Source organism: Hymenobacter radiodurans (genome assembly GCF_004355185.1).
Classification (GTDB): domain Bacteria; phylum Bacteroidota; class Bacteroidia; order Cytophagales; family Hymenobacteraceae; genus Hymenobacter; species Hymenobacter radiodurans.
Map to the genome: position 1 here is coordinate 1605937 of NZ_CP037922.1, position 21105 is coordinate 1627041.

The 21105-nt window shown below is 56.3% G+C and carries 18 protein-coding genes and 1 pseudogene; 4 read left to right on the top strand and 15 right to left on the bottom strand.

Annotated features, from left to right (window positions below; genetic code table 11):
- Positions 1 to 55: 55 nt before the first annotated feature.
- Positions 56 to 586 carry a nuclear transport factor 2 family protein gene (locus tag EPD59_RS07945; RefSeq protein WP_240731671.1) on the bottom strand — a complete coding sequence of 177 codons (531 nt, stop codon included), beginning with the start codon at positions 584 to 586 and terminating at the stop codon, positions 56 to 58.
- 168 nt (positions 587 to 754) lie between these two features.
- Between EPD59_RS07945 and EPD59_RS07950 the strand changes: the two genes are divergently transcribed.
- Complete coding sequence (locus EPD59_RS07950) at positions 755 to 1567, top strand: DUF2490 domain-containing protein (protein WP_133272316.1); 813 nt, start codon at positions 755 to 757, stop codon at positions 1565 to 1567.
- Positions 1568 to 1603: 36 nt separating this feature from the next.
- On the opposite strand, the gene EPD59_RS07955 is transcribed toward EPD59_RS07950, so the two are convergent.
- Together EPD59_RS07955 and EPD59_RS07960 are read right to left on the bottom strand one after the other, a co-directional pair.
- Positions 1604 to 2398, bottom strand: a complete 795-nt coding sequence (locus EPD59_RS07955; protein WP_133272317.1) for an oxygenase MpaB family protein — start codon at positions 2396 to 2398, stop codon at positions 1604 to 1606.
- A gap of 137 nt (positions 2399 to 2535) precedes the next feature.
- Positions 2536 to 3372 carry an MIP/aquaporin family protein gene (locus tag EPD59_RS07960; protein WP_133272318.1) on the bottom strand — a complete coding sequence of 279 codons (837 nt, stop codon included), beginning with the start codon at positions 3370 to 3372 and terminating at the stop codon, positions 2536 to 2538.
- A 230-nt stretch (positions 3373 to 3602) separates the two neighbouring features.
- Here EPD59_RS07960 and EPD59_RS07965 point away from each other — a divergent pair, with 230 nt between their 5' ends.
- Positions 3603 to 4502, top strand: a complete 900-nt coding sequence (locus EPD59_RS07965) for a 3-keto-disaccharide hydrolase (protein ID WP_205703497.1) — start codon at positions 3603 to 3605, stop codon at positions 4500 to 4502.
- 24 nt (positions 4503 to 4526) lie between these two features.
- Here EPD59_RS07965 and EPD59_RS07970 read toward each other — a convergent pair whose 3' ends face one another.
- The 11 genes from EPD59_RS07970 to EPD59_RS08020 form a co-directional block, all read right to left on the bottom strand.
- Positions 4527 to 5297: a 3-keto-disaccharide hydrolase gene (locus tag EPD59_RS07970; protein ID WP_133272320.1), complete on the bottom strand. Its 771-nt coding sequence runs from the start codon at positions 5295 to 5297 to the stop codon at positions 4527 to 4529.
- A 34-nt stretch (positions 5298 to 5331) separates the two neighbouring features.
- Complete coding sequence (locus EPD59_RS07975) at positions 5332 to 6219, bottom strand: hydroxypyruvate isomerase family protein (RefSeq protein WP_133272321.1); 888 nt, start codon at positions 6217 to 6219, stop codon at positions 5332 to 5334.
- An 8-nt stretch (positions 6220 to 6227) separates the two neighbouring features.
- On the bottom strand, positions 6228 to 7481 hold the full coding sequence (locus EPD59_RS07980) for a nucleoside permease (RefSeq protein ID WP_133272322.1): 1254 nt from the start codon (positions 7479 to 7481) through the stop codon (positions 6228 to 6230).
- Positions 7482 to 7728: 247 nt separating this feature from the next.
- The gene (locus EPD59_RS07985) at positions 7729 to 8088 is read right to left on the bottom strand and encodes a c-type cytochrome (protein ID WP_205703498.1); all 360 of its coding nucleotides are present in this window, start codon (positions 8086 to 8088) and stop codon (positions 7729 to 7731) included.
- A gap of 127 nt (positions 8089 to 8215) precedes the next feature.
- Positions 8216 to 9268, bottom strand: a complete 1053-nt coding sequence (locus EPD59_RS07990; protein WP_133272323.1) for a sugar phosphate isomerase/epimerase family protein — start codon at positions 9266 to 9268, stop codon at positions 8216 to 8218.
- A 6-nt stretch (positions 9269 to 9274) separates the two neighbouring features.
- Positions 9275 to 10426, bottom strand: a complete 1152-nt coding sequence (locus EPD59_RS07995) for a Gfo/Idh/MocA family protein (protein ID WP_205703499.1) — start codon at positions 10424 to 10426, stop codon at positions 9275 to 9277.
- A gap of 18 nt (positions 10427 to 10444) precedes the next feature.
- Complete coding sequence (locus tag EPD59_RS08000; protein WP_133272324.1) at positions 10445 to 11059, bottom strand: gluconate 2-dehydrogenase subunit 3 family protein; 615 nt, start codon at positions 11057 to 11059, stop codon at positions 10445 to 10447.
- An 18-nt stretch (positions 11060 to 11077) separates the two neighbouring features.
- Complete coding sequence (locus EPD59_RS08005; protein ID WP_133272325.1) at positions 11078 to 12754, bottom strand: GMC oxidoreductase; 1677 nt, start codon at positions 12752 to 12754, stop codon at positions 11078 to 11080.
- A 43-nt stretch (positions 12755 to 12797) separates the two neighbouring features.
- Positions 12798 to 13682: a sugar phosphate isomerase/epimerase family protein gene (locus EPD59_RS08010; RefSeq protein ID WP_133272326.1), complete on the bottom strand. Its 885-nt coding sequence runs from the start codon at positions 13680 to 13682 to the stop codon at positions 12798 to 12800.
- A 610-nt stretch (positions 13683 to 14292) separates the two neighbouring features.
- Positions 14293 to 15522, bottom strand: a complete 1230-nt coding sequence (locus EPD59_RS08015; protein WP_133272327.1) for a multidrug effflux MFS transporter — start codon at positions 15520 to 15522, stop codon at positions 14293 to 14295.
- A gap of 262 nt (positions 15523 to 15784) precedes the next feature.
- The gene (locus EPD59_RS08020) at positions 15785 to 16588 is read right to left on the bottom strand and encodes an NIPSNAP family protein (protein WP_133272328.1); all 804 of its coding nucleotides are present in this window, start codon (positions 16586 to 16588) and stop codon (positions 15785 to 15787) included.
- Between the two features lie 119 nt (positions 16589 to 16707).
- Here EPD59_RS08020 and msrB point away from each other — a divergent pair, with 119 nt between their 5' ends.
- Positions 16708 to 17205, top strand: a complete 498-nt coding sequence (msrB, locus tag EPD59_RS08025; RefSeq protein ID WP_133272329.1) for a peptide-methionine (R)-S-oxide reductase MsrB — start codon at positions 16708 to 16710, stop codon at positions 17203 to 17205.
- Here the strand turns inward: msrB and EPD59_RS08030 are convergent.
- Positions 17177 to 18208, bottom strand: a complete 1032-nt coding sequence (locus EPD59_RS08030) for an N-acetylmuramoyl-L-alanine amidase family protein (RefSeq protein ID WP_240731672.1) — start codon at positions 18206 to 18208, stop codon at positions 17177 to 17179. The genes msrB and EPD59_RS08030 overlap by 29 nt on opposite strands.
- A gap of 257 nt (positions 18209 to 18465) precedes the next feature.
- Here EPD59_RS08030 and uvrA point away from each other — a divergent pair.
- Positions 18466 to 21026: pseudogene (gene uvrA, locus EPD59_RS08035) on the top strand (excinuclease ABC subunit UvrA).
- The last annotated feature ends 79 nt before the right edge of the window (positions 21027 to 21105 follow it).

Sequence of the window (21105 nt, forward strand, 5' to 3'; positions counted from 1 at the left end):
GGGGGCTTTTTTAGAGGTATAGCGCGGGTCAGCAGCAAAGCATTTCCATCTATGCTCAATGATCGTGGTCGTAGCTGACGACGCGCGTTACTTTCCACTGGCCGTCTTTTAGTCGCCATACCATCATATTTTTGAAGGTGCCGCAGTCGTCTTTGCCGTTCTCCACATGGCAGAAGCGGTGCAGGTGAGCATCTACGGCGCCGTAGCCTGGAATGGGATATACTTCCAAACTGCCCGGCACCAACTGCCGGTTTAGGCCAGTCGTTTTGTTCTGTTCAAAGAGGCTTCGAAAGCCATCCATGGTTTTTTTGAAATCGGCCAGGCCGCCTCTGTCGTGGTAGAATTCGAGGTCTTCAGCGAAGTAGGTTTGCAACTGGTCTGCGTCGTGGCGGTTGAAGGCCGCAAACATGGCGCTGTCGAGGCGGGCTATAGTGGCATACAGTTCCTTCGACTCAGGTAATTGTACGGTGGCGGCAGGCGGAGGTGCCGCGGGTTTGCTGGTAGAGCAACTCGCCATTACAAGTAGCGACATTGCGCCAAGTATAGTCCGCAGGTGGACGCCGGATGGAGTATTCGTTTTTAGCATAGTCATTAGGTTAAAAAGATCAACGTTTATCCATGGCTGGCTATTTCTGATCTGAGTTCAACATACTATTGCGTAGGCTTATTACCACCACTCACCCGCGAAATTCGTTAGGGAATTCAGGCTGGCTATGCTTGCCGCCTCCATCACCTCATCCCTTCTCCCGTAGTAATGGCGCTTCACTACTTGCGCGCGTCGAAACTTGCTGTTCTATTACCGCTTAGTCTAGTAGCGTTTCCAGTCTTAAGTCAATCTACTGAGCGGATAATAGACCGCAACGCTATAGGCTGGTTTACTTACAATGGCGACCACAAAATAGCCCCCCAGTGGGCCGTACACACGGAAGTGCAATTGCGCCGCACGCGTTTGGGCCTGGGCCGCCAGCAGCTACTCTCGCGCCTGGGCTTCGTGTATTCACACACCGAGCAAGTGACGCTATCGGGAGGCTATACGCAGCTGACCACGTATCCCTACGGCGACTACCCCACGGCTGGCCTCGGCGAAGCAACACCTGAGAACCGAGCGTATGAGGATGTGACGCTGGCCAGCACTTACGGCCGGTTGCAACTTACGCATCGGTTTCGGCTGGAGCAGCGCTGGCTAGGACAACTCGATGAAAGCTGCCCGAAGCAAGTAGCCAACTGGGAATACCAGAACCGCGCCCGCTACCAAGTGGCTGGTGAAATACCGTTGCAAGGCCCCACTATTGATGATGGGGAGCTGTATTTTACCTTCTTCGACGAGCTATTTATCGGTTTTGGGCAGAACGTGGGCCGGAACGTATTCAACCAAAACCGTATTTCGGGCGGCTTAGGCTACCAGATTCGCGACAATTGGAAGCTAGAGCTGAACTACCTAAACCAGTGGACCCAACACGCCGAGCCAGCGCCCAATACGCAGCAATCGGTATTTGAGAACAATAATGGGTTTCGCCTGAATGTGGTTTACGACCTGGATTTTACGTCGGCACCACCATCAAACTAACTCCCTGTGCTGGCCCCGACGAAGTGACCCCGGCGCTTAAGAATGCACGCCTGCGGAGTGCATAAGCTCAACCGGGTCGCGGTCCAATGCTTTAATCTTCGCTTTATAAGTTGGCGGTAACAGCGCACTTTTCACCCACTGACTAAGCGACAAATGCTGCGTGCGACGATACACCGGAACCACCGGCCGTAGCCACGACCTAGTGCCCAACTGAAGCAAGTCGCGCACGGTAGCCGGCACCACTAGGCGTTGCGCGTGGAGCAGCAGCCAGTACCGCACCGGCCCCAGGTGCTTCCGATACTGCTGATACAAATCTTTGGTAAAGCGGCTATACTCCAGGTCGGAAGCCAGATGCTGCTGTCGCACCACCAGCCACTGCGCGTAGGTGGGGGGCAAATCGGGAATACCCATGCGCTGCCCTACGCGAGAAAACACGGTGAATACCTCTTCTTTTTCGGGGCCACTCATGGGCCGCTCCAGTAGCTCGAATGCCCGAATAGAATAGTCAATTAGCAAGAACAGCACGTCGCGGTAGGCCCAGTCGGGAATGGCCGCGCCGCGCTTCGCTTCCACGGCCGCATGAATGGCAGCAATGCTGTCGATGGCACGCTCGGCGCTGGCCTGGGGGGCAAATACAATCTGGCGGGCGTACTCTACGGTGGAGAACAGGCGCGCCAGCGGGTCGGCGGGCAGTCGGCCGGTAAAGTAAAGCCAGTCAACAGCCTTATTGAGCGCAAACTCCGCCGCCGCGCCGGCAAAGATTACAAGTACCGTGTCGGCCTTACCCCAGATGGTCCGCACCACGGAGTGCTTCGGCACAAAATATTCCATAGAACAAGAACCGGAAAAGACAGCAAAAGGCTCCCAGAGCCTGTGATTACAACGGCTGCTGCGCTACTAAAGAGCCAAAGTAGCAGAACGTTAAGCTGCTGCCAACTCATATCCCGTCCAAAAGAAAAAATGTACCCTCACTCATCCGGGTACTGTGGCGGCTCTTCGTCATGGGAGGCGTGGGGGGAGCTGGGGCTGGGGCCGCAGCCGGCCATAATGGCGCACTCCAGGGGCTGGCCGTGGTGAAAGCGCAAAAAACCAACCGTCGCGAGCCACATAGCCAGGCAAGGCGCTACCCAATACACCCAAAGTGCATGATAGTGGCCGGCCGCTACAGCCGTGCCCAGCGAGCGGGCCGGGTTCAAGCTCATCCCGGAGTAAGGTGTTTCAACGAGAATATACAAGGCCACCAGCGCGCCCAACAGCCATCCAGCCCACTTTTTCAACCGGGTCGAATGCAGGGCAATGAGCGTTACTAGCATCATCACAAAACAGATAATAAACTCGGCGGCGAAGGCGATCAGCTCGCCTTGCAAATACAGCGGGTGGGGCTGCGTCACCGTGTATTTTACGGCCGGATGCGCGTAGAATTCGGGCAAACAAAGCTTCAGCAAGTGGGCCGCCCCAATGGCCCCGCATAGTTGCGCCAGTACATACCATACCGCATCAGGAAGGCGTATTTTTCCTAATTGGTAGAAGGCCAGCGTAACGGCGGGGTTGATGTGCGCGCCCGACCGCTTGCCCCAGGGATTATAAATAACAATAACCAGCACAAGGCCCATTCCAAGCCCCAGAAGGCCCCGCCGCAGCAAGTGGCTTTCCGCAAAGCTTTGCCGCACGGGCGAAGCTGGATGCTCAAACAAGATGGTCAGCAAACCGGCGCTTCCCACAAAAAAGGCTAAGCCCAATGTTTCCGCAACGTAGTGGGGCCAGTGCCGACGTAGCGCGGAAAGCAAACGGTAGGCAAAAGGCATAAGCGAAACAGGGCGGGAACAGACTGATACAACGCATCCACCGCCGATGGGTTGTGCCGGCCAACGCAGAGGATGGCGCGGGGGCTTTTTCGAACTGTATGTCTTTGTTGGTATGGCCTAGTATTACTTAGTTGGTATGGCCTAGTATTACTTAGGCAGATATGCCTTGTCCAAGCCCGACAAAAGAGTAGCTTTGATTCATCCCCTCACGTTATGCTATGCTGCCTGATATGCGAAAATTTACCGCTTTGGCCCTGGGTGCCACCTTATTGTTTTTCTCTACTTCCTCCACGGCCCCGCGCGACGAGTGGGAGCCGCTACTGGATAAGAAGCTGAGCAAGTGGGAAACCTTCCAAAGCTACCGGCACCAGCTAGGCTACAAAGGAAAAGTGCCCACCGACGCCCAAGGAAAGGAAATTGCGCCCATCGGCTACGGCAAAAACGAAGCGAATGTATTCTCCGTTGTGATGGAGAAAGGCGAGCCGGTGCTGCGCATCAGCGGCGAGATATACGGCTGCGTATTCACCAAGCAAGACTTCACTAATTACGCCCTCAAGCTGAAAGTGAAGTGGGGCGAGAAGAAGTGGGTGCCGCGCCTCAACGAGCCCCGCGACAGTGGCATTCTCTACAACAGCCAAGGCGAGTGCGGAGTAGACTACTGGCATAGCTGGATGCTGAGCCAGGAATTTCAAGTGTCGGAGTACGAGAAAGGCAACGCCATGGGCGACTTCTGGTGCATTGCCAACTCCACGGCCGACATTACCGCCACGCCAAACGAAACCAAAGACGGGCTAAAATACGACCCCACCGCGGCGCCCGTCACATTTGGCCGGGGCGGCCCCGGCTTTTGCCAGGCTTCAACCAATAACGGCGTGCCTAATGGGCAGTGGGATGAGTTGGAACTGATTCATGTAAATGGCAAAAGCGTCCACATTGTGAATGGCAAAGTGGTGCTGGCCGTGAACAACTCTGGCTACGTGGAAAACGGCCAGCGCCGGCCCCTCACGCACGGCAAAATTCAGCTGCAAAGCGAAGCGGCAGAGGTGTACTACAAAGGCATTATGATCAAGCCCCTGAACGCGATGCCCGCGGAGTACGCCCAGTATTTCAGCGACCAGCCAACCAAGTAACCCCAAATTTGCCCCCCAGAAAGCCTATAACTCCCGAACCCAAATGTTGCGGAAGCTGAGCGGCTCACTCGGGTCGCCGTGGGATTGCAGCTTAATAGGCGAGGGACCGTGCTTCTGGTAGCTGGGCTTGCCGATATACACGGTGGGGCCAGCCAAAGTGACATTGTTCTGCACCACTACGCCGTTAAAAAGTACCGTCACGCGGGCAGGCGACTGTACCGAACCATCAGCCTTAAAGGTGGGTGCCGTCCACAGCACGTCATACGACTGCCACTCGCCGGGTTTGCGGGTGGGGTTAGCCAACGGGATCAGCTGCTTATAGATGCTGCCAGCCATACCGTTCACGTAGGTTTTGTTCTGGTAAGAGTCCAGGATCTGTAGCTCGTAGCCTAGGTCGCCTTTGCCCAGTGAGGCTAGAAATAGGCCGCTGTTGCCACGTACTTGCCCCGTGCCCGCAATGGTGGCCGGCACGCGCCACTCCAAGTGCAGCTGGTAGTTGGTGAAGGTGCGCTTGGTTTCGATGTTGCCCGTCTTCTTGTCCACGGTAAAAATGCCCCCCGCGACTTTCCATTTGGCGGGCGCATTACGGTCATCAGCCGATACCCATTGGGTTAAGTCTTTGCCATCAAAAAGCACAATCGCATCGGAGGGCGGAGGCGTAAATTGCGGATTGGCAGACACCACTTTGGGCACTGGCTCCCACACTTCCGTGTCCTCTGGTTTTCCCGTTTGCTGCGCCTGAGCCATCAAAGAAGAGCTAAATAGTAGAACGGAAGCGAGGACAGCAAGGCGCATAAAATGCTTGGTGAAGTAGGTGGAAAGATGGCAATTATACGTCGCAAAGCTGCACGGCCTGGCGCAGAGAAGCGAGCTTATCGGCTTTTTGCGGAATAAACTCCTGGGCCACGTAGCCTTTGAAGCCGGTGGCCACAATGGCGCGCATGATGGCCGGGTAGTTCAGTTCCTGGGTGTCGTCCAGCTCGTGGCGGCCCGGTACGCCGGCCGTGTGGTAGTGGGCAATGTAGGGGTGAAACTCGGTGAGGGTGCGAATGACATCACCCTCGTCAATCTGCATGTGATAGATGTCGTAGAGCAGCTTGAAGTTATCGGAGCCCAGCCGCTTGGCGAGCTCCACGCCCCACTTGGTGTGGTCGCACTGGTAGTCTTTGTGGTCGATTTTGCTGTTGAGCAGTTCCATCACTAATACCACTTTATGCTGCGCGGCCAGTTTCACCAGCGGCTGTAATCCTTTTACACAGTTATTCCAGCCGGCCTCGTCGGTGATGCCCCGACGGCTGCCGCTGAAGCAAATCAGGTTGGTGTAGCCGGCCTTGGCTACCTGCGGAATCATGTCGGCGTACTGCTTCTGCAGGCGCGCGTGAAACTGCGGATCGTTGAAGCCGTCGGTGAGGTTGATTTCGGCCCCATTGCACATGGGCGAGTCCAGCCCGTATTTTTTCAGCGTAGGCCAGTCTTTGGGGCCTACTAAATCTATGCCCTGGATGCCCATTTCCTTGGCCGCGGCGCACAGCTTATCGAGCGGCAAATCCTGGAAGCACCACCGGCACACCGACTGTTTGATGTTGTTTTTCAACGGGCTATTCGGGCTGGGGGGCTTTTTGTCGGTGGTATAGGCGCTGGCCATGCCCAGGGTGCCCACGGCGGCAGTGCTGGTGAGGAGACCTTTCAGGGCAGTTCTTCGGTTCCAGGTGGCCATGCTGTCAGTTATTTAGCTTGAGCTAACTCGGGGGCTGAGTTGTACGTGTCCGACTCCGTAGCCTGAGCTTGGGGCCGGTCCCGGAACAATAATAGGAAAACCAGTACAACTGCCCCAGCAATACCAGCCGGAATCAGCCAGATCATGCGCCAGTCGTGCACGCCTTCCGAGAGTTGGTAGTTGTCAAAAATGCGCCCTGAAAGCAGCGTTCCGATCAACATGCCTACGCCGTAGGTAGCCAGGGTAATAAAGCCCTGAGCGGAGCTTTTGAACCGCTCCCCGGCCAGGTTATCGGTGTAAATTTGGCCCGTCACGAAGAAGAAATCGTAGCAGATGCCGTGTAGTACGATGCCCGCTATGAGCATCCAGTAGTTGCTTTGGCCGTCGCCGTAAGCAAAGAAAAGGTAGCGCACCACCCAGGCCAGCATGCCAATGGCTAGCATCTTTTTCACTCCCAAACGGGTAAAGAAAAACGGAATCAGCAGCATAAACAACAGCTCGGAAACCTGCCCGAGGCTTTGCACACCGGCCGCGGCTTTCATGCCTACCTCGTTCAAAAATGGGTTGGTGAAGCCGTAATAAAACGCCAGCGGGATGCAGATGGCGATGGAAGCCAGAAAGAAGATAAGGTAAGAGCGGTTTTTCAGCAACCCAATCGCATCGAGGCCCAGCATATCGCCCAGGGAAGAAGATTGGCCGCGTTTTACGGGCGGCGTGGCGGGCAGCGTAAAGCTAAACACGCCCAATAGAGCCGAGGCACCAGCGGCCATCAGGAAGGTAGCCCGCAGACTGCCGCTTTGCTCCCAGTTCAGCCAACCGATAGTCAGGCCGGCCACAATCCAGCCCAGCGTGCCCAGCACCCGAATGGTAGCAAATTCCTTCTGTGGATTCTGCATCTGCCTAAACGCGATGGAGTTCACCAACGCCAGCGTAGGCATATATAGAATCATGTAAGTCAGGATGTTAGGATAAAAAGAGCCGAAATCCGGCGACGAAGAAGCGCGCCAGAGCAGCAGCGCCCCAGCCAGATGCAGCACCCCCAAAATCTTCTGCGCAGAGAAAAACCGGTCGGCAATCAAGCCAATGATAAACGGCGCCACAATAGCCCCAATCGACTGCGTCAAAAAGGCTACGCCCACCTGCGTACCCGTCGCGCTGAGGTTGCGCAGCAGGTAGGTGCCTAACGTCACGAACCACGCGCCCCAGATGAAAAACTCCAGGAACATCATGATTGACAGCTTAATCCGAATGGAGGAAGTCATAGCTGGGAAGGGTTTCGGTGTCGTTAAGAAAGGAAGCTGTTTATGATTTATGCGCTCAACTGCGTAATACAGGCGGTCATGCAGAGGCGGAGCCGAAGCATCTCGCGTGCTGATGTGAGGTCACTAACCTTACTAAACACGCGAGATGCTTCGCTCCGCTCTGCATGACGGTTGGTTTATTACACATTAGCACTTAAAACATCAGCGCATCAGATGTTGCGCTCAGAATGACCGCCTCAATTTTGTCTTACTTCAGTGTGAGAATGTAGCGGGCCATTTCCTCCGCGTCGGCTACCGATATAGCGGGATGGGGCGTCATGGCGATATCGCCCCAGTTGCCTTTGCCGCCGGTAATAATTTTGCCCCCCAGCATCTTAATGTTGGCTTCCGTAGCCGGATATTTCTGGGCAACGGCCTGATAGGAAGGGCCCAGGAGCTTCTCGTTTACGCGGTGGCAGGTGGCGCAGTCGCTGCCTTCCATTAGCTTGGCGCCCTTGGCCAGCGCCCCACCAGTTGGCGTAGTTCCAATTTTGGTGACATTGGTATCAACCTGAGGCTGACGAGCCACGGCGCTCATATTGGCACCCGTGGTGCTGTCGCCATTCATGGTTTCTTCGGGTTCCGCCAGCGTATATTTCTCCTGGGGGCTTTATTTGACTCGGAGCTACAGGCAGCTAAAAAAGCGAAGGAGCTAAGGAGCAGAAGGGCTTTTTTCATAGTGCGAAAGGAGAATATTAAAGGCCCAGAAGGCTTTTGTTGTGAGCTTCATCGGTGCCGGCCGACGCAAAATCATCGAAGGCTTTGTCGGTGACGTGGATGATATGGTCGCGGATGAAGGTAGCACCTTCACGGGCGCCGTCTTCGGAATTTTTCAGCGCGCATTCCCACTCCAGTACGGCCCAGCCGGGGAAGTCGTATTGGGCCATTTTGCTGAAAATAGCCTTGAAGTCCACCTGTCCATCGCCGAGGGAGCGGAAGCGGCCTGCCCGGTCTACCCAGCTTTGGTAGCCCCCGTACACGCCCTGCCGGCCCGAGGGGTTAAACTCCGCATCCTTCACGTGGAAGGCTCGGATTCGCTCGTGGTAGATATCGATGTACTCCAGGTAATCAAGGCATTGGATTACAAAGTGGGAAGGGTCGTAGAGCAGGCAGGCGCGCGGATGGTGCTTCACTTTGTCGAGGAACATCTCGTAGCTAATGCCGTCGTGTAGGTCCTCGCCAGGGTGAATTTCGTAGCATACATCGACCCCGCACTCGTCGAAGGTTTGCAGGATAGGTAGCCAGCGGCGAGCCAACTCGTCGAAGCCAGTATCGACCAAGCCAGCGGGGCGCTGGGGCCAGGGATACACCATCGGCCAGAGCAATGCTCCGCTAAACGTGGCGTGAGCCGTCAGGCCCAGATTCTGCGAGGCTTTGGCGGCGTACTTAAGCTGCTGCACTGCCCATTCTTGCCGGGCTTTGGGGTTGCCGCGCACAGATTCGGGCGCGAAACCATCAAACAGCGAGTCGTACACCGGATTTACAGCGACTAGTTGGCCCTGCAAGTGCGTGGATAGCTCCGTGATTTCCAGCCCCGCGGCCTGCACTGTGCCTTTCACCTCGTCGGCATAGGTCTGGCTTTCGGCGGCTTTTTGCAGATCAATAAAGCGGCTATCCAGAGTCGGGATCTGTACGCCTTTGTAGCCCAGGCCGCTAGCCCATTCACAGATGGAAGTCAGGCTATTAAACGGCGCCTGATCGGAGATGAATTGCGCCAGGAAAATTGCGGGGCCTTTGATGGTTTTCATGCGCAGCTAGACGGTAAACTCAGTCCACTTCTGATCGGAGCGGCCCGAGGCAATGACGTTTTCGATAAAAGCCATTCCCCGCACGCCTTCCTCAATGCCAGGATAATCGAGGGCTTCGGGCGGCACCGATTTGCCCCCCAGGTCGGCTTGCAGGCTCAGCGCGAAGTTGCGGTAGAGGTTGGCAAAGGCTTCAAGATAGCCTTCCGGGTGTCCGGCCGGCGTGCGGGTATTGTGGCGGGCGTAGGAGCTGACGTAGCTCGCGCCGGTCCGCCGGATTTCCATCGGCCTATCCAGCCATTTCACTTGGAGCGTGTTGGCATCTACTTGTTGCCATTCCAAACCGCCTTTGTCGCCATACACGCGCAGGCGCACATTGTTTTCCTCACCCGCCGCCACCTGCGTCGCCACCAGCACACCGCTGGCCCCACCCGAAAGACGAAGCAACACGGCCCCATCATCGTCGAGCTTGCGGCCGGGTACAACCGTGTTGATGTCGGCGCAAAGTTGCGTGACGGATAAGCCCGTCACGTACTCTAACAGGTTGAAGGCGTGGGTGCCAATGTCGCCCATGGCGCCGGCCACGCCGCTGCGGGCGGGGTCGGTGCGCCAGGCAGCTTGCTTGTTATCGGAGCCTTCCTCGAAGTTGCTCAGCCAGCCCTGCGGATATTCCACGTAGGCTTTGCGCACGGTGCCCAGGTCGCCAGAAGCTACCAACTGCCGCGCCTCCTTCACCATGGGGTAGCCGGTATAGGTATGCGTGAGGCAGAAACGGCTTTTGCTGGCGGCAGCCACCGCTTGTAAGTCCTTAGCTTCAGCCAAAGAAAAGGTCATGGGCTTGTCCAGGATGACATGGAAGCCGTTTTCCAGCGCTAGCTTGGCTGGGGCAAAGTGCAGGTGGTTGGGCGTCACGATGGACAACACTTGCACGCGCTCGTCGGCGGGCAGGGCTTTCTCCCGCTCAATCAATTCCTCGTACGACCCATACACGCGGTCGGCGGACAAGCCCAGGAGCTGGCCGCTGGCTTTGGAGGTATCGGGGTTGCTGCTGAAGGCGCCGGCTACTAACTCGTAGAGGCCATCCAAGGCGGCGGCGTGCCGGTGCACGGCGCCAATAAAAGCCCCCTGGCCACCGCCAATCATGCCTAGTCGTAGTTTCATGCCGTCCAAGGTCGCAGATTAAGTGGTGGCCCAGGCTTTGTCGCCCTTTTTGTAGGGCACGCAGCCTTCGTACTTGCCCGGCACGGGCGAATACCGCAGGGCTTTGGTGCTGCCTACTTCCGAGGTAAAATAGCCGAGCAAGGTCAGCTCCTTAATCATGCGGAAGTAGTGGTTGGGATCCTCCTTCGTTTTGGTTTTGGCGTAGTTTTTCTGTTCCGCGTCGAGGGCCGTGAGCAGAGCCGTGCGCTGGGCGGCGTCAGAGGCCAGAAAGCCTTTGCCGTTCTTCTTTTTGGAAGCTTCTTCCAGCTGATCCAACCCTTTCAGAAAAATCTGCTGATCCTTCGGCTTGTAGCAGTCGCGGACCATTACAGCCATAAAACCGCCCACGTCGGCGGCTTTGGCGCCGGGCGAAGAAGTAGTTGGCAGAATAGTGTCGCCTACCTCATTCAAATAAGCGATTTGCTCCTGATTGAGAACGGGCTTCAGTTCCTTAGCCGCTGGGGGGCTTTTTTTGGCGGTTTTGGCTTCCTTTTCCTGGCTCGGGGAGGAGCAGCCGGTGAGGAAATAATCGGCGCCGATGATAGTGCCACCCATGATGAGGGCTACTCGGCCTAGTGCGTCTCTTCTGTTCATAATGCTGCCGAGTAAGAATTAGATATTCTGCTTTTTCAACTCGCTTACCGCATGATCCACCGCCCGAGCAGTCAGGGCCATGTACGTCAGCGACGGGTTCTGGCAGGCCGCCGAGGTCATGGCCGCACCGTCGGTCACGTACACGTTGGGGGCGTCCCACACCTGGTTGTGCTGGTTGAGTACGGAGGTTTTGGGGTCGCGGCCCATGCGGGCGGTGCCCATCTCGTGGATGCCGCCGCCTAGGGTGTAGCCGTTGTTGTAGGTGTTCACATTTTTCAGGCCCGCTTTTTCCAGCATCTCCTTGGCATCCTGCATCATATCGATGCGCATTTTCTGCTCATTTTCGCGAATAGTGGCGTCGATGGCTAGCACTGGCAGGCCCCACTTATCTTTTTTGGTTTTGTCGAGGTAAGTGCGGTTGTCGTGGTAGGGAAGGGTTTCGCCAAAGCCAGTCAGGCCCATAGTCCACTTGCCGGGCTCGGTGAGAGCATCCTTGAAGTCGCCACCAATGTTCATTTCCGCAATTTCCCGGCTCCAGCCTTCCCGGCCGGCACCGCCCTGGTAGCCAAAGCCGCGGATGTAGTCGCGCTTGTCGCCAAACAGATTGCGGTAGCGCGGAATGTAAATACCATTGGCCCGGCGCCCGTACACGTACTTATCGTCGTAGCCCTCGGCCTCGCCGCTGGCACCCGCCCGGAAGTGATGGTCCATCAGGTTGTGGCCCAGCTCCCCGCTGCTGCTGCCCAGGCCCTCGGGCCACACGTCGGTGGCCGAGTTCATCAGCACCCAGGCCGAGTTCAGGGCCGAGGCGTTCAGGAAGATGATTTTGGCGAAGTACTCGTAGGTCTCGTTGGTTTCCGCGTCGAGCACTTCTACGCCTTTGGCCCGCTTGGTATCCTTGTCGTAGAGAATTTTGGTGACGATGGAAAACGGCCGCAGCGTGAGGTTGCCAGTGGCCACAGCCGCGGGCAAACTCGCCGACTGCGTGCTGAAATAAGCCCCGAATGGGCAGCCCAGCCAGCACTTATTGCGGTACTGGCAGGCCACGCGGTTATTATGCCCCACCGTAATGTTAGCCGTGCGGCCAATGACCATGTGGCGGTCCTTGAAGTTTTTCCGAATGCGAGCCGCCACGTCCTTCTCCACGCAGTTCATCTCCATGGGGGGCATAAATTCGCCGTCCGGGAGCTGAGGCAGGCCGTCGCGGTTGCCGCTGATGCCGGCAAATTTCTCCACCCGGCTGTACCACGGCGCCAGATCCTTGTAGCGAATAGGCCAGTCCACGGCAATGCCATCCTTGGCATTGGCCTCGAAGTCGTAGTCGCTCAGGCGGTACGACTGCCGGCCCCACATCAACGAGCGCCCGCCTACTTGGTAGCCCCGAAACCAGTCGAAGGGCTTCACCTCTACGTAGGGGCTTTCCTTCTCCTTCACCCAGAAGTCCAGATTCTGCTCGTTCAGCGTGTAGTCGCGGCTCAGAACAGGGTAATCCTCAATCATCTGCTGGGTTTTGCCCCCCCGATGCGGATATTCCCACGGCGCCTTATTGGCGTTCACGTAGTCCTTAATGTGTTCTACGTTGCGGCCGCGCTCTAGCATGATGGTCTTCAGGCCTTTCTCGGTCAACTCTTTGGCGGCCATGCCGCCCGAAATACCTGATCCGATGACAATGGCATCGTAGGTGTTCTTTTCCATAAGGGGTGGGGTAAGGATAATGGAAGCGAGAGTCCGAGGCGGACTACACTAAAGTGCGCTTGATGTGCGTGATGCTTTTCTGGATGCTGTCGAAGGGTGAGCCGGGCGTTTGGTCCTGCTCTACAAAGTAGTATTTCAGGCCCGACTTACTGGCCTGAGCAAAGATTTTTTTGAAGTCGATAGTGCCGCTACCTACCTCCGTAAAGTTCTTTTTGGGTGTGTTATCCATGTCCTTCACGTGCCAGAGTGGGAACCGGCCGGGGTGCTGCTGAAATAGCGCAACGGGGTCTTTGCCGGCTTTCACGGTCCAGTACAGGTCTAGCTCCATCTTCACCAGTTCCTTATCCGTGCTGCTCAACAGCAAATCGTAGGGCGTTTTGCCGTTCTGGGGGGCAAATTCGAAGTCGTGGTTGTGGTAGCACATCTGGATGCCCGCTTTCTTGGCCCTTTCACCGGCTTTGTTAAGCTGATCGGCCACGTACTTATACTTATCGAGGCCACCGCGCTCGGCTTCCGATAGGTAAGCGCACACCATATACTTGATACCAACCTGAGCGGCATCGTCCACGGCTTTGTCCCAGCCGTGCAGCATGGTGCCCTGCACCGGCTGACCTTTTTCCTGCTCTTCTCCCAACCGGTAATGGCTGCTAGGCATGATCAGGCCATTCTGCTTGAGCACGCCGGCAAAAGCCGCGGGCGTCATGCCGTAGAATTTCTGGCTGCCCGTGTAGGTAGCGCCCTCCATCGAGTTGTAACCCAACTTGGCCACGCGGGCTAGCGTGCCCGCCGGATCCTTTTGCATCGCATCGCGCACGGTGTATAGCTGAAGCCCGATATACGATTTGGGTGCGGCCAGCAATGCAGGTGAAACAAGCGCACCAGCCGATAGCAGCGCAGCGGACTTCACAAAGGAACGGCGAGAGGTCATAAAGAGAAGTTGGTGGGAAGGAGAGAAATCGTGTGGTCTTATTTGAGCAATAGGCAACAAGTAACCGGAGACTGACACACCAGTGTCAGGTACTCACGCTGCTGCTTATTCAGAGCTGGTTGGCAAGGAAAAAAGCCTTACCGTAGAAGTACAGTTCACTAATTTATCCTTCCTTTTTCTGGTAATGCAAGCTTTTTCCAAGGAAAGATAGAACGCTGCTGCTTATTCCTACCCAAGCTAAACCGCTTAGTGCACAACCCTAAAACCTTGTTTCTTCGGATTTGGGGGCTTTTTGTTGATTTTTTGCTGATAAAAACACACGGATAAAAAACAAGTGAGGCGCTTGCTTCACGGAAAAGGTTTTTGTGCACACAAGCGCGTTGGCTGGCTTCTAGAGTGTTGTGTTGGGGCTTGAGATTACTCCTACGGTAGGCTATAAATTCAACCCGAATACAGGCGTTTTCTACCATACCAAGCAGGGGATATTACAGAGACATATACTGCCAGCCGCTACCCTTTGCATAAAGACAATGGTCCCAACAGCGCAGCAGTTTGCTGCGCTGTTGGGACCATTGCCAAATTCTAACTAAGAGTGCTTGCTTGTAGACTGCTAGTGCACCGGCTCCGCCATCTGATCAGTGGATACATTCACTTGCTCAGTAATCTGCCGGCGGCCGGTGAGTAGCAGCACTAAAGCCACCACCGATGTGACGGCCATGATAGCCACCATGGGAACTGCCGTGCCGTTGCTGAAAACACTGACCGCCATAGATGCCAACGCGCCCATCGCCATCCGAATGGCGCCCATCAGAGCTGAGGCGCTTCCGGCGGTGCGGGAAAAAGGAGCTAACGAAAGCGCGGCAGTGTTAGGACTACTAAAGCCGAGGCAGCATAGGAAAATAAACAGCAAGGCAATCGTGCCATAAAGGCCAATCCAGCCCCCGCTGATCAGCACCAGAAAAACCACGCCGGTCAGCACCTGACAGATCAGGGCAGCATACACCAGTTGCTCATTCTGATAATGCCGCAGCATGTAACTATTTACCTGACTGGCGCCAATCAAACCTACCGACAGGAAGGCGAAAATCCAGCCGTAGACCTCGCCACTTACCCCAAAAATCTCCATAAACACCAGCGGTGAACCGGCTACGTAAGCGAAGAGACCGCAGAAGGACATAGCGCCGGTAAACGTGTAGGTATAAAACTGCGGCTCGCGCAGCACCGACCAGAAATTAGCCAAAATAGGCTTGGGCTTTAATGACATAGTCGTGTCGGGCTCATAGCTTTCGGGCAACCAGAGAAAGGTGGCAATCAGCAGCAGCAAGCCCATTGCGCCCAGCACGATAAACACGCCGTGCCACCCGAAGGCTGCCGTTACATAACTACCGGCGGTGGGGGCAATCATGGGCGAAAGGCCAATCACGAGCATTATCAGGGCAAATACTTTCGCACTGTCTTTCACTGGGAACAGGTCGCGTATCATCGCCACGGAAGCAACCCCCGCGGCGCAGCTACCAATGGCCTGTATCAGGCGCAATACGATAAGTCCGTCGATGGTCTGAATCATGGCGCAGCCGATAGAGGCCAGCACGTACACAGCTAGCCCCACATACAGCGGCTTTTTGCGTCCAAACCGGTCGAGCAGCGGCCCATACAGTAGCTGGCCTGCCGAGATACCGACGAAGAAGCTGGATAAGGACAAGGTAACGCGGGCTGCCGTGGTATTCAGGTCTTCGGCAATGGCCGGAAAGCCCGGCAGATACATATCGATGGAAAATGGTCCGAGAGCTGATAGGCTTCCCAGAATCAGAATCAGAAAAAAGTACTGTTGCTTTGACATAAATGCTACTGGGGGCTTTTTTGCCCCTTATGATTTCACTGAGGAATACGTGTAGTAAGTAGCCCGGATGGCTTCATGGGGGCCAAAAGTATTCCCCGCTGGAACGCATGGAAAAGTGCAGGCTAGTTTTCGAGGGCGATACCACCGACGGATTCGGAATGGCTAAGACGTGTGAACGGCCTGACCGGCTGGATAATTCACCGGAATAAATATTTTAATATAATCCCATTAATTGCTCTTCGCCCGACTTCTGGGTTAGAAACTAGATATCGGAGTAAGCGGTGGGGCGTAGGAACACAATATCAATCTTCGATACGTTGTTCTGATACTCGGGCGCCGCAGACAGTTTTTTCCACTCGGGGTCCGCGCCGAATGCTTTCCAGTGCTCATCGCGGTCCGCTTGGTTTTCGAACGTGGTGAGATACATCAGGTTGGGCATGCGGCTACCGGCCACCACGCGGGCATAGAACACTGCGTTGAAGCCCAGGCGCTCGAACAGTGGTATTTCGCCGCCCTGGTCAAACATGTGCACCTTATTGCGGTGTTGTTTCTCGGTGGCGCTTTCGTAGCTGCGCAGCTCATACACGCGTTCGTTCCGCGGCCCTTGCAACTGCGGTTCCCGCAGGCGCAGCTTATCAGTAAAAGCCTCCAGCTGAATGGTTTCTACGCGTAGGTAGGGCGGAGCGGTATGGACGGCATTCCAGTAGGCGGGGCTGGTTTTGGCAAAGTCCGCGTCCTGTTCTAGTCGCTCCGCCACGCGCCCCAGATGAGCAAGGGAAGAGTAAGGAATGAGCACTACCACTCGCCGGTCGGTGGCCGTATCGTTGCCGATGGGCTTGAAAACCCCCACCTTCCGAACGCCCAGCTTGTGCAGTGCTGGCAGAAAAGCCCCCCGCAGAAAATTCTCCACCTGCTCTTCCTGCTGCCCGGTTTTCACGTGGTAAATTCGGAGCTGGTACATTTCGCGGTCGGCGGGCCGGTACGCCGACACGATTAGGAATGTTGTTAGCACTAACAGCAGAGCGCCAACTCTGCTGAGCCGCTGCGCCAGGAATAATTTGTTCATGAGAATACCGGAGTAGAAAGTAGGAGGGAGGTGAGCTAAGTATGGAAAAACACGTTACCCCAAACCGGGCGCCCATTTACCTGAAAAACCTACTACGTTAAAAACAAATAACCCGCCTTATGCTCCGCTGGCCCGACGTGCTGAAATTTGCCAAATACAGCAACCCCGAACCGCCCAGACGGGTGGAGCGCTCAGAGGACGAGTGGGAGGCGCAGCTGACGCCCGCCCAATATGAGGTAATGCGGCAGAAAGCCACGGAGCCGCCGTATCGCAACGCCTATTGCCGCTCCTACGAGCCGGGCGTGTATGCCTGTGCCGGATGCGGTAATTTATTATTCAACTCTACCGAGAAGTATCACGCCATATCCGGCTGGCCCAGCTTTACGCAGCCCATTGCCAAAAACGCCATCAAATACGCCTTCGACAACAGCCACAACATGCAGCGCCTTGAGGCACTCTGCAACGTCTGTGACTGTCATTTAGGCCACGTTTTCCCCGACGGACCCGCGCCCAGCGGCTTGCGCTACTGCATGAATTCGGAAAGCTTAATTCAGACTAAAGAAGTAGCGCTGGGGGGCAAATTTCAGTCTAACGACGAGAGCGGTAATCAGCTATAATGCCCTCGCAGATCCAGTTGGCTAAGGCCTGCCGGTTATCTGGAATAACGAAGCGGCGCTGGTCTTTGTCGTTGCGGATGTTGCCCAGTTCCATGAATACAGTCGGGGCGAGGCTCTTGCGCACCACGTACAGCGAATTGCGCGTCGATACATTGCCGGAGTAAGGCCGGTTGGGCTGGGCGCGGCGGTAGCGGGCGGTAAAGGTTTGGTGAATGCGCTGCGCCAACTGCTGACCCGCCTTGCTGTTGGAGTTGTGGTAGAAAAAAACGTCGATGTTCTGGCCGGCGCTCCGACTGTCCACGTGCAGCGTCAGTAGGCGTTGGTAAGCGCCCTTGTGCCGGGCATGCAGGCTATTCACGGCATTGATGCCCTGGCGCAGACGAGCCAATTGATTAAGCGGAATAGTCTGGCGCGGATACGTTACTTCGTCGTAGTCAATGGGCAGCACAGCCTGGTCGCGGATGCCGTCGTTGGGGTCCTGGATGATCATATACACCTGTGCGCCGTGCTCCATCAAGGCCCTAGCCAGCCGCAGCGTTACGTCATAAGCATATTCGTCTTCGGCCAACGCGGCGCTACCATACTGCCCAATAGCCCCCGGATCGGGCCCGCCGTGGCCGGCAGATACGTACAGTACAGCCCCTCGTAGTTGCTGGGTGCGAACAGTTACGCCCCCGTAAGTGGGGCCAAACAAGCTGGCCGGCGGAATGGGGCCCACCGTTTTGGCAGTGGCTACCGTTCTTTTTACCTCCTTGGGGCTGGGTGGGGGCGAGGCCACGGGTAGGCGGTATTTATGGCCTACAATCAAGCTCTGATTTTTGCCCAGCTTCGCCTGATTTAGTGCCAAAAAAGGACGTAAGTGCCTCGTCGGATTCAGGCCGTAGCGCCGCAGCAAGGTGTGGGTGCCGTCGCCGGCACGGGCCGTAACCAGGCGGTAGGTACCCTGACTAAACGCCTGAAACGAAGTCAGCAGCAGTACTAGGAAAAGGAAAATAGAACGCAAAAGCAGCAAGCCGTAGGTAGAGGAAAAATTCGTGTATACCGATATGGGCGTAAAAGTACCGCTGACATGCTTATAAACATGCGCTATTTCAGTACTTGTGGCATAACCTTTCGTTTCTGCCGGGAGTACGAGGCGTTTGTAAGGGGTTAAGTACCAGGTATAAATAAAGCTATTGCAGCAAGCGGATATATACTTCCACCTCGAATACGTATCTGCACACTGCTTTACCTGCCGTTTTTATTCCGCACTGCTGCTATATGGCCAAATCTTCTTCCGAGCCGGCGACTACTCCTTTTACTGGTTTTGTACACGTGCGCGGTGCCCGCGAGCACAACCTCAAAAACGTTGATGTAGAAATTCCGCGCGACGCTTTAGTCGTATTCACGGGCGTGTCGGGTTCGGGCAAGTCAAGTCTGGCGTTTGGGACGCTTTACGCGGAGGCGCAGCGCCGCTATCTGGAGTCGGTGTCGCCGTACGCGCGGCGCCTTTTTCACCAGATGGCCGTTCCCGAAGTCGATTCCATTGAAGGTTTGCCCCCCGCCGTGGCTTTGCAACAGCAGCGCGGCACGCCCACCACGCGCTCATCAGTAGGTAGCGTTACGACACTCTCGAACCTGGTGCGCATGCTGTACTCGCGGGCCGGCGACTACCCGGTGGGGCAAAGCATTATTTACGCCGAAGCCTTTTCGCCAAATACGCCCGAGGGTGCCTGTCCCACCTGTCACGGTTTGGGCCGCATTTATGAGGTAACCGAGCGCTCCATGGTGCCCGACGACTCGCTTACCATTCGGGAGCGAGCCATTGCCGCGTGGCCTCAGGCCTGGGGGGGCAAAATCAGCGCGATATTCTGGTCACGCTCGGCTACGACGTGGATCGGCCCTGGCGCGAGCTTTCCCAGAAAGACCGCGACTGGATTCTGTTCACTGAGGAGCAGCCGGTTGTGCCGGTGTACCCTGGGTATTCGCCCGCCGAAACCCAACGCGCCTTGAAACGCCGGGAGCCCCCAAATTACATGGGCACCTTCAGCAGCGCCAAGCGCCACGTGCTGCATACTTTCGCCACCACGCACAGTCCACTGATGAAAAAACGGGCCTTGCAATACATGCTCAGCACCGAGTGCCCGCTCTGCCACGGTAAGCGTCTCCGGCCCGAGTCGCTGTCTGTCAAGTTTGCGGGGCTGGATATTGCGGAGCTTTCGCATTTGCCCCTGAAGCGCGTAGCCAACTTGCTGCGCCCTTACGCCGACGGCACACACACTGGTCGCAAAAAGCATGATGCCGCCCACCCCGAGCAGGTTATCGTGGCCCAGCGCATTGCCGCCGACTTAGTTGCACGTCTCGCCGTGCTGCTCAATCTGGGGCTGGGTTATCTGTCTTTGGAGCGCAGTACGCCCACCTTGTCGCCGGGGGAGCTGCAGCGGCTACGCCTAGCTACTCAGCTGTACTCCAACCTGTTTGGCGTGGTGTACGTGTTAGACGAGCCCTCCGCTGGCCTGCACCCTTCTGATACCGAAGCATTGCTAGCCGCTCTGGCAAGTCTGAAGCAAAGCGGCAATTCTCTGTTTGTGGTCGAGCATAATCTGGACGTCATTCGGCAGGCAGATTGGCTGGTGGATGTGGGTCCGGCGGCTGGTGAACAGGGCGGGGAAGTACTGTATAGCGGCTCGCCTGCAGGTTTGGCAAAAGTCCCAGCTTCGCAAACACGCCGTTATCTGTTTGGAAAAGAAAAGCCCCCCACCCGTCCACCGCGCACACCTAGCGGCTGGCTGCGGCTGGCGGGCGTCACGCGCAACAACCTGAATGAGCTAGATATAGCGTTTCCACTGGGTGTGCTTACCACGGTTACCGGCGTGTCGGGGTCAGGCAAATCGAGCTTGGTTAGTCAGGTGCTGGTGGAGTTGGTAGCCGAACATTTGGGCCAACCCATAGAAGCCGAAGATGAGCAGGAAGGTGACGAACTGGCGCGGGCCGCACCCATTGCTACTGGGGGGCAAATTGTGAGCGGTATGGAAAATATTAAGCGCTTGGTACGCGTCGATCAGAAGCCAATTGGCCGCACGCCGCGCTCCAATATGGCCACCTACACGGGCCTCTTCGACCATGTGCGTAAGCTGTTTGCCGCCACTAAAATGGCCAAAGCCCGCCGCTACGATGCCGGCCGCTTTTCCTTCAACGTAGCCAAAGGGCGCTGCGAAAACTGCCAGGGCGAAGGCTTCGTGATGGTAGAATTGCTGTTTCTACCCAGCGTGTACGCGCCTTGCCCCGTTTGCCACGGTGCCCGCTACAACGCCAAAACGTTGGAGGTCAAGTATCAGGAAAAAAATATAGCGGAGGTGCTGGGCATGACCGTGGATGCGGCCTGGGAGTTTTTCGCTGCCGAGCCCACCGTGCAGCGCGCCCTCACCGTACTGCGGGAAGTAGGTCTGGGCTATCTGCGGCTGGGACAACCCGCCACCGAGTTGTCGGGCGGTGAGGCTCAGCGCATTAAGCTTGCTACCGAGCTCCAACGTACGCAGCGCGGCACCTCGCTTTATGTCCTCGACGAGCCTACAACTGGCCTGCACCCCTCCGACGTAGAAAAGCTCATGGCCCAGCTCGACGGCTTAGTAGAAGCCGGCAACACCGTCATTGTAGTGGAGCACGATATGCGCGTAGTAGCTGGCAGCGACTGGGTTATCGACATGGGCCCCGGTGCCGGCGATGAAGGAGGCCAGGTAGTTGCCGCCGATTCGCCTGCCAAAGTCGCCAGAAGTAAGGCCAGCCGCACCGCACCGTATCTGGCGCGCTTTCTTAGCGACGGGCAGGAAGTTAATAGATAAATGATCTATTAACGAGAACGTCATGCCGAGCGCAGCATCTTGCGTGTTTAGTAAAATTGCTAATCAGACGTCAGCACGC

What these genes read in the sequence shown, in the direction of transcription:
- EPD59_RS07945 (WP_240731671.1), bottom strand. Translation starts at nt 586, where the DNA reads ATGCTAAAAACGAATACTCCATCCGGCGTCCACCTGCGGACTATACTT.
- EPD59_RS07950 (WP_133272316.1), top strand. Translation starts at nt 755, where the DNA reads ATGGCGCTTCACTACTTGCGCGCGTCGAAACTTGCTGTTCTATTACCG.
- EPD59_RS07955 (WP_133272317.1), bottom strand. Translation starts at nt 2,398, where the DNA reads ATGGAATATTTTGTGCCGAAGCACTCCGTGGTGCGGACCATCTGGGGT.
- EPD59_RS07960 (WP_133272318.1), bottom strand. Translation starts at nt 3,372, where the DNA reads ATGCCTTTTGCCTACCGTTTGCTTTCCGCGCTACGTCGGCACTGGCCC.
- EPD59_RS07965 (WP_205703497.1), top strand. Translation starts at nt 3,603, where the DNA reads ATGCGAAAATTTACCGCTTTGGCCCTGGGTGCCACCTTATTGTTTTTC.
- EPD59_RS07970 (WP_133272320.1), bottom strand. Translation starts at nt 5,297, where the DNA reads ATGCGCCTTGCTGTCCTCGCTTCCGTTCTACTATTTAGCTCTTCTTTG.
- EPD59_RS07975 (WP_133272321.1), bottom strand. Translation starts at nt 6,219, where the DNA reads ATGGCCACCTGGAACCGAAGAACTGCCCTGAAAGGTCTCCTCACCAGC.
- EPD59_RS07980 (WP_133272322.1), bottom strand. Translation starts at nt 7,481, where the DNA reads ATGACTTCCTCCATTCGGATTAAGCTGTCAATCATGATGTTCCTGGAG.
- EPD59_RS07985 (WP_205703498.1), bottom strand. Translation starts at nt 8,088, where the DNA reads ATGAATGGCGACAGCACCACGGGTGCCAATATGAGCGCCGTGGCTCGT.
- EPD59_RS07990 (WP_133272323.1), bottom strand. Translation starts at nt 9,268, where the DNA reads ATGAAAACCATCAAAGGCCCCGCAATTTTCCTGGCGCAATTCATCTCC.
- EPD59_RS07995 (WP_205703499.1), bottom strand. Translation starts at nt 10,426, where the DNA reads ATGAAACTACGACTAGGCATGATTGGCGGTGGCCAGGGGGCTTTTATT.
- EPD59_RS08000 (WP_133272324.1), bottom strand. Translation starts at nt 11,059, where the DNA reads ATGAACAGAAGAGACGCACTAGGCCGAGTAGCCCTCATCATGGGTGGC.
- EPD59_RS08005 (WP_133272325.1), bottom strand. Translation starts at nt 12,754, where the DNA reads ATGGAAAAGAACACCTACGATGCCATTGTCATCGGATCAGGTATTTCG.
- EPD59_RS08010 (WP_133272326.1), bottom strand. Translation starts at nt 13,682, where the DNA reads ATGACCTCTCGCCGTTCCTTTGTGAAGTCCGCTGCGCTGCTATCGGCT.
- EPD59_RS08015 (WP_133272327.1), bottom strand. Translation starts at nt 15,522, where the DNA reads ATGTCAAAGCAACAGTACTTTTTTCTGATTCTGATTCTGGGAAGCCTA.
- EPD59_RS08020 (WP_133272328.1), bottom strand. Translation starts at nt 16,588, where the DNA reads ATGAACAAATTATTCCTGGCGCAGCGGCTCAGCAGAGTTGGCGCTCTG.
- msrB (WP_133272329.1), top strand. Translation starts at nt 16,708, where the DNA reads ATGCTCCGCTGGCCCGACGTGCTGAAATTTGCCAAATACAGCAACCCC.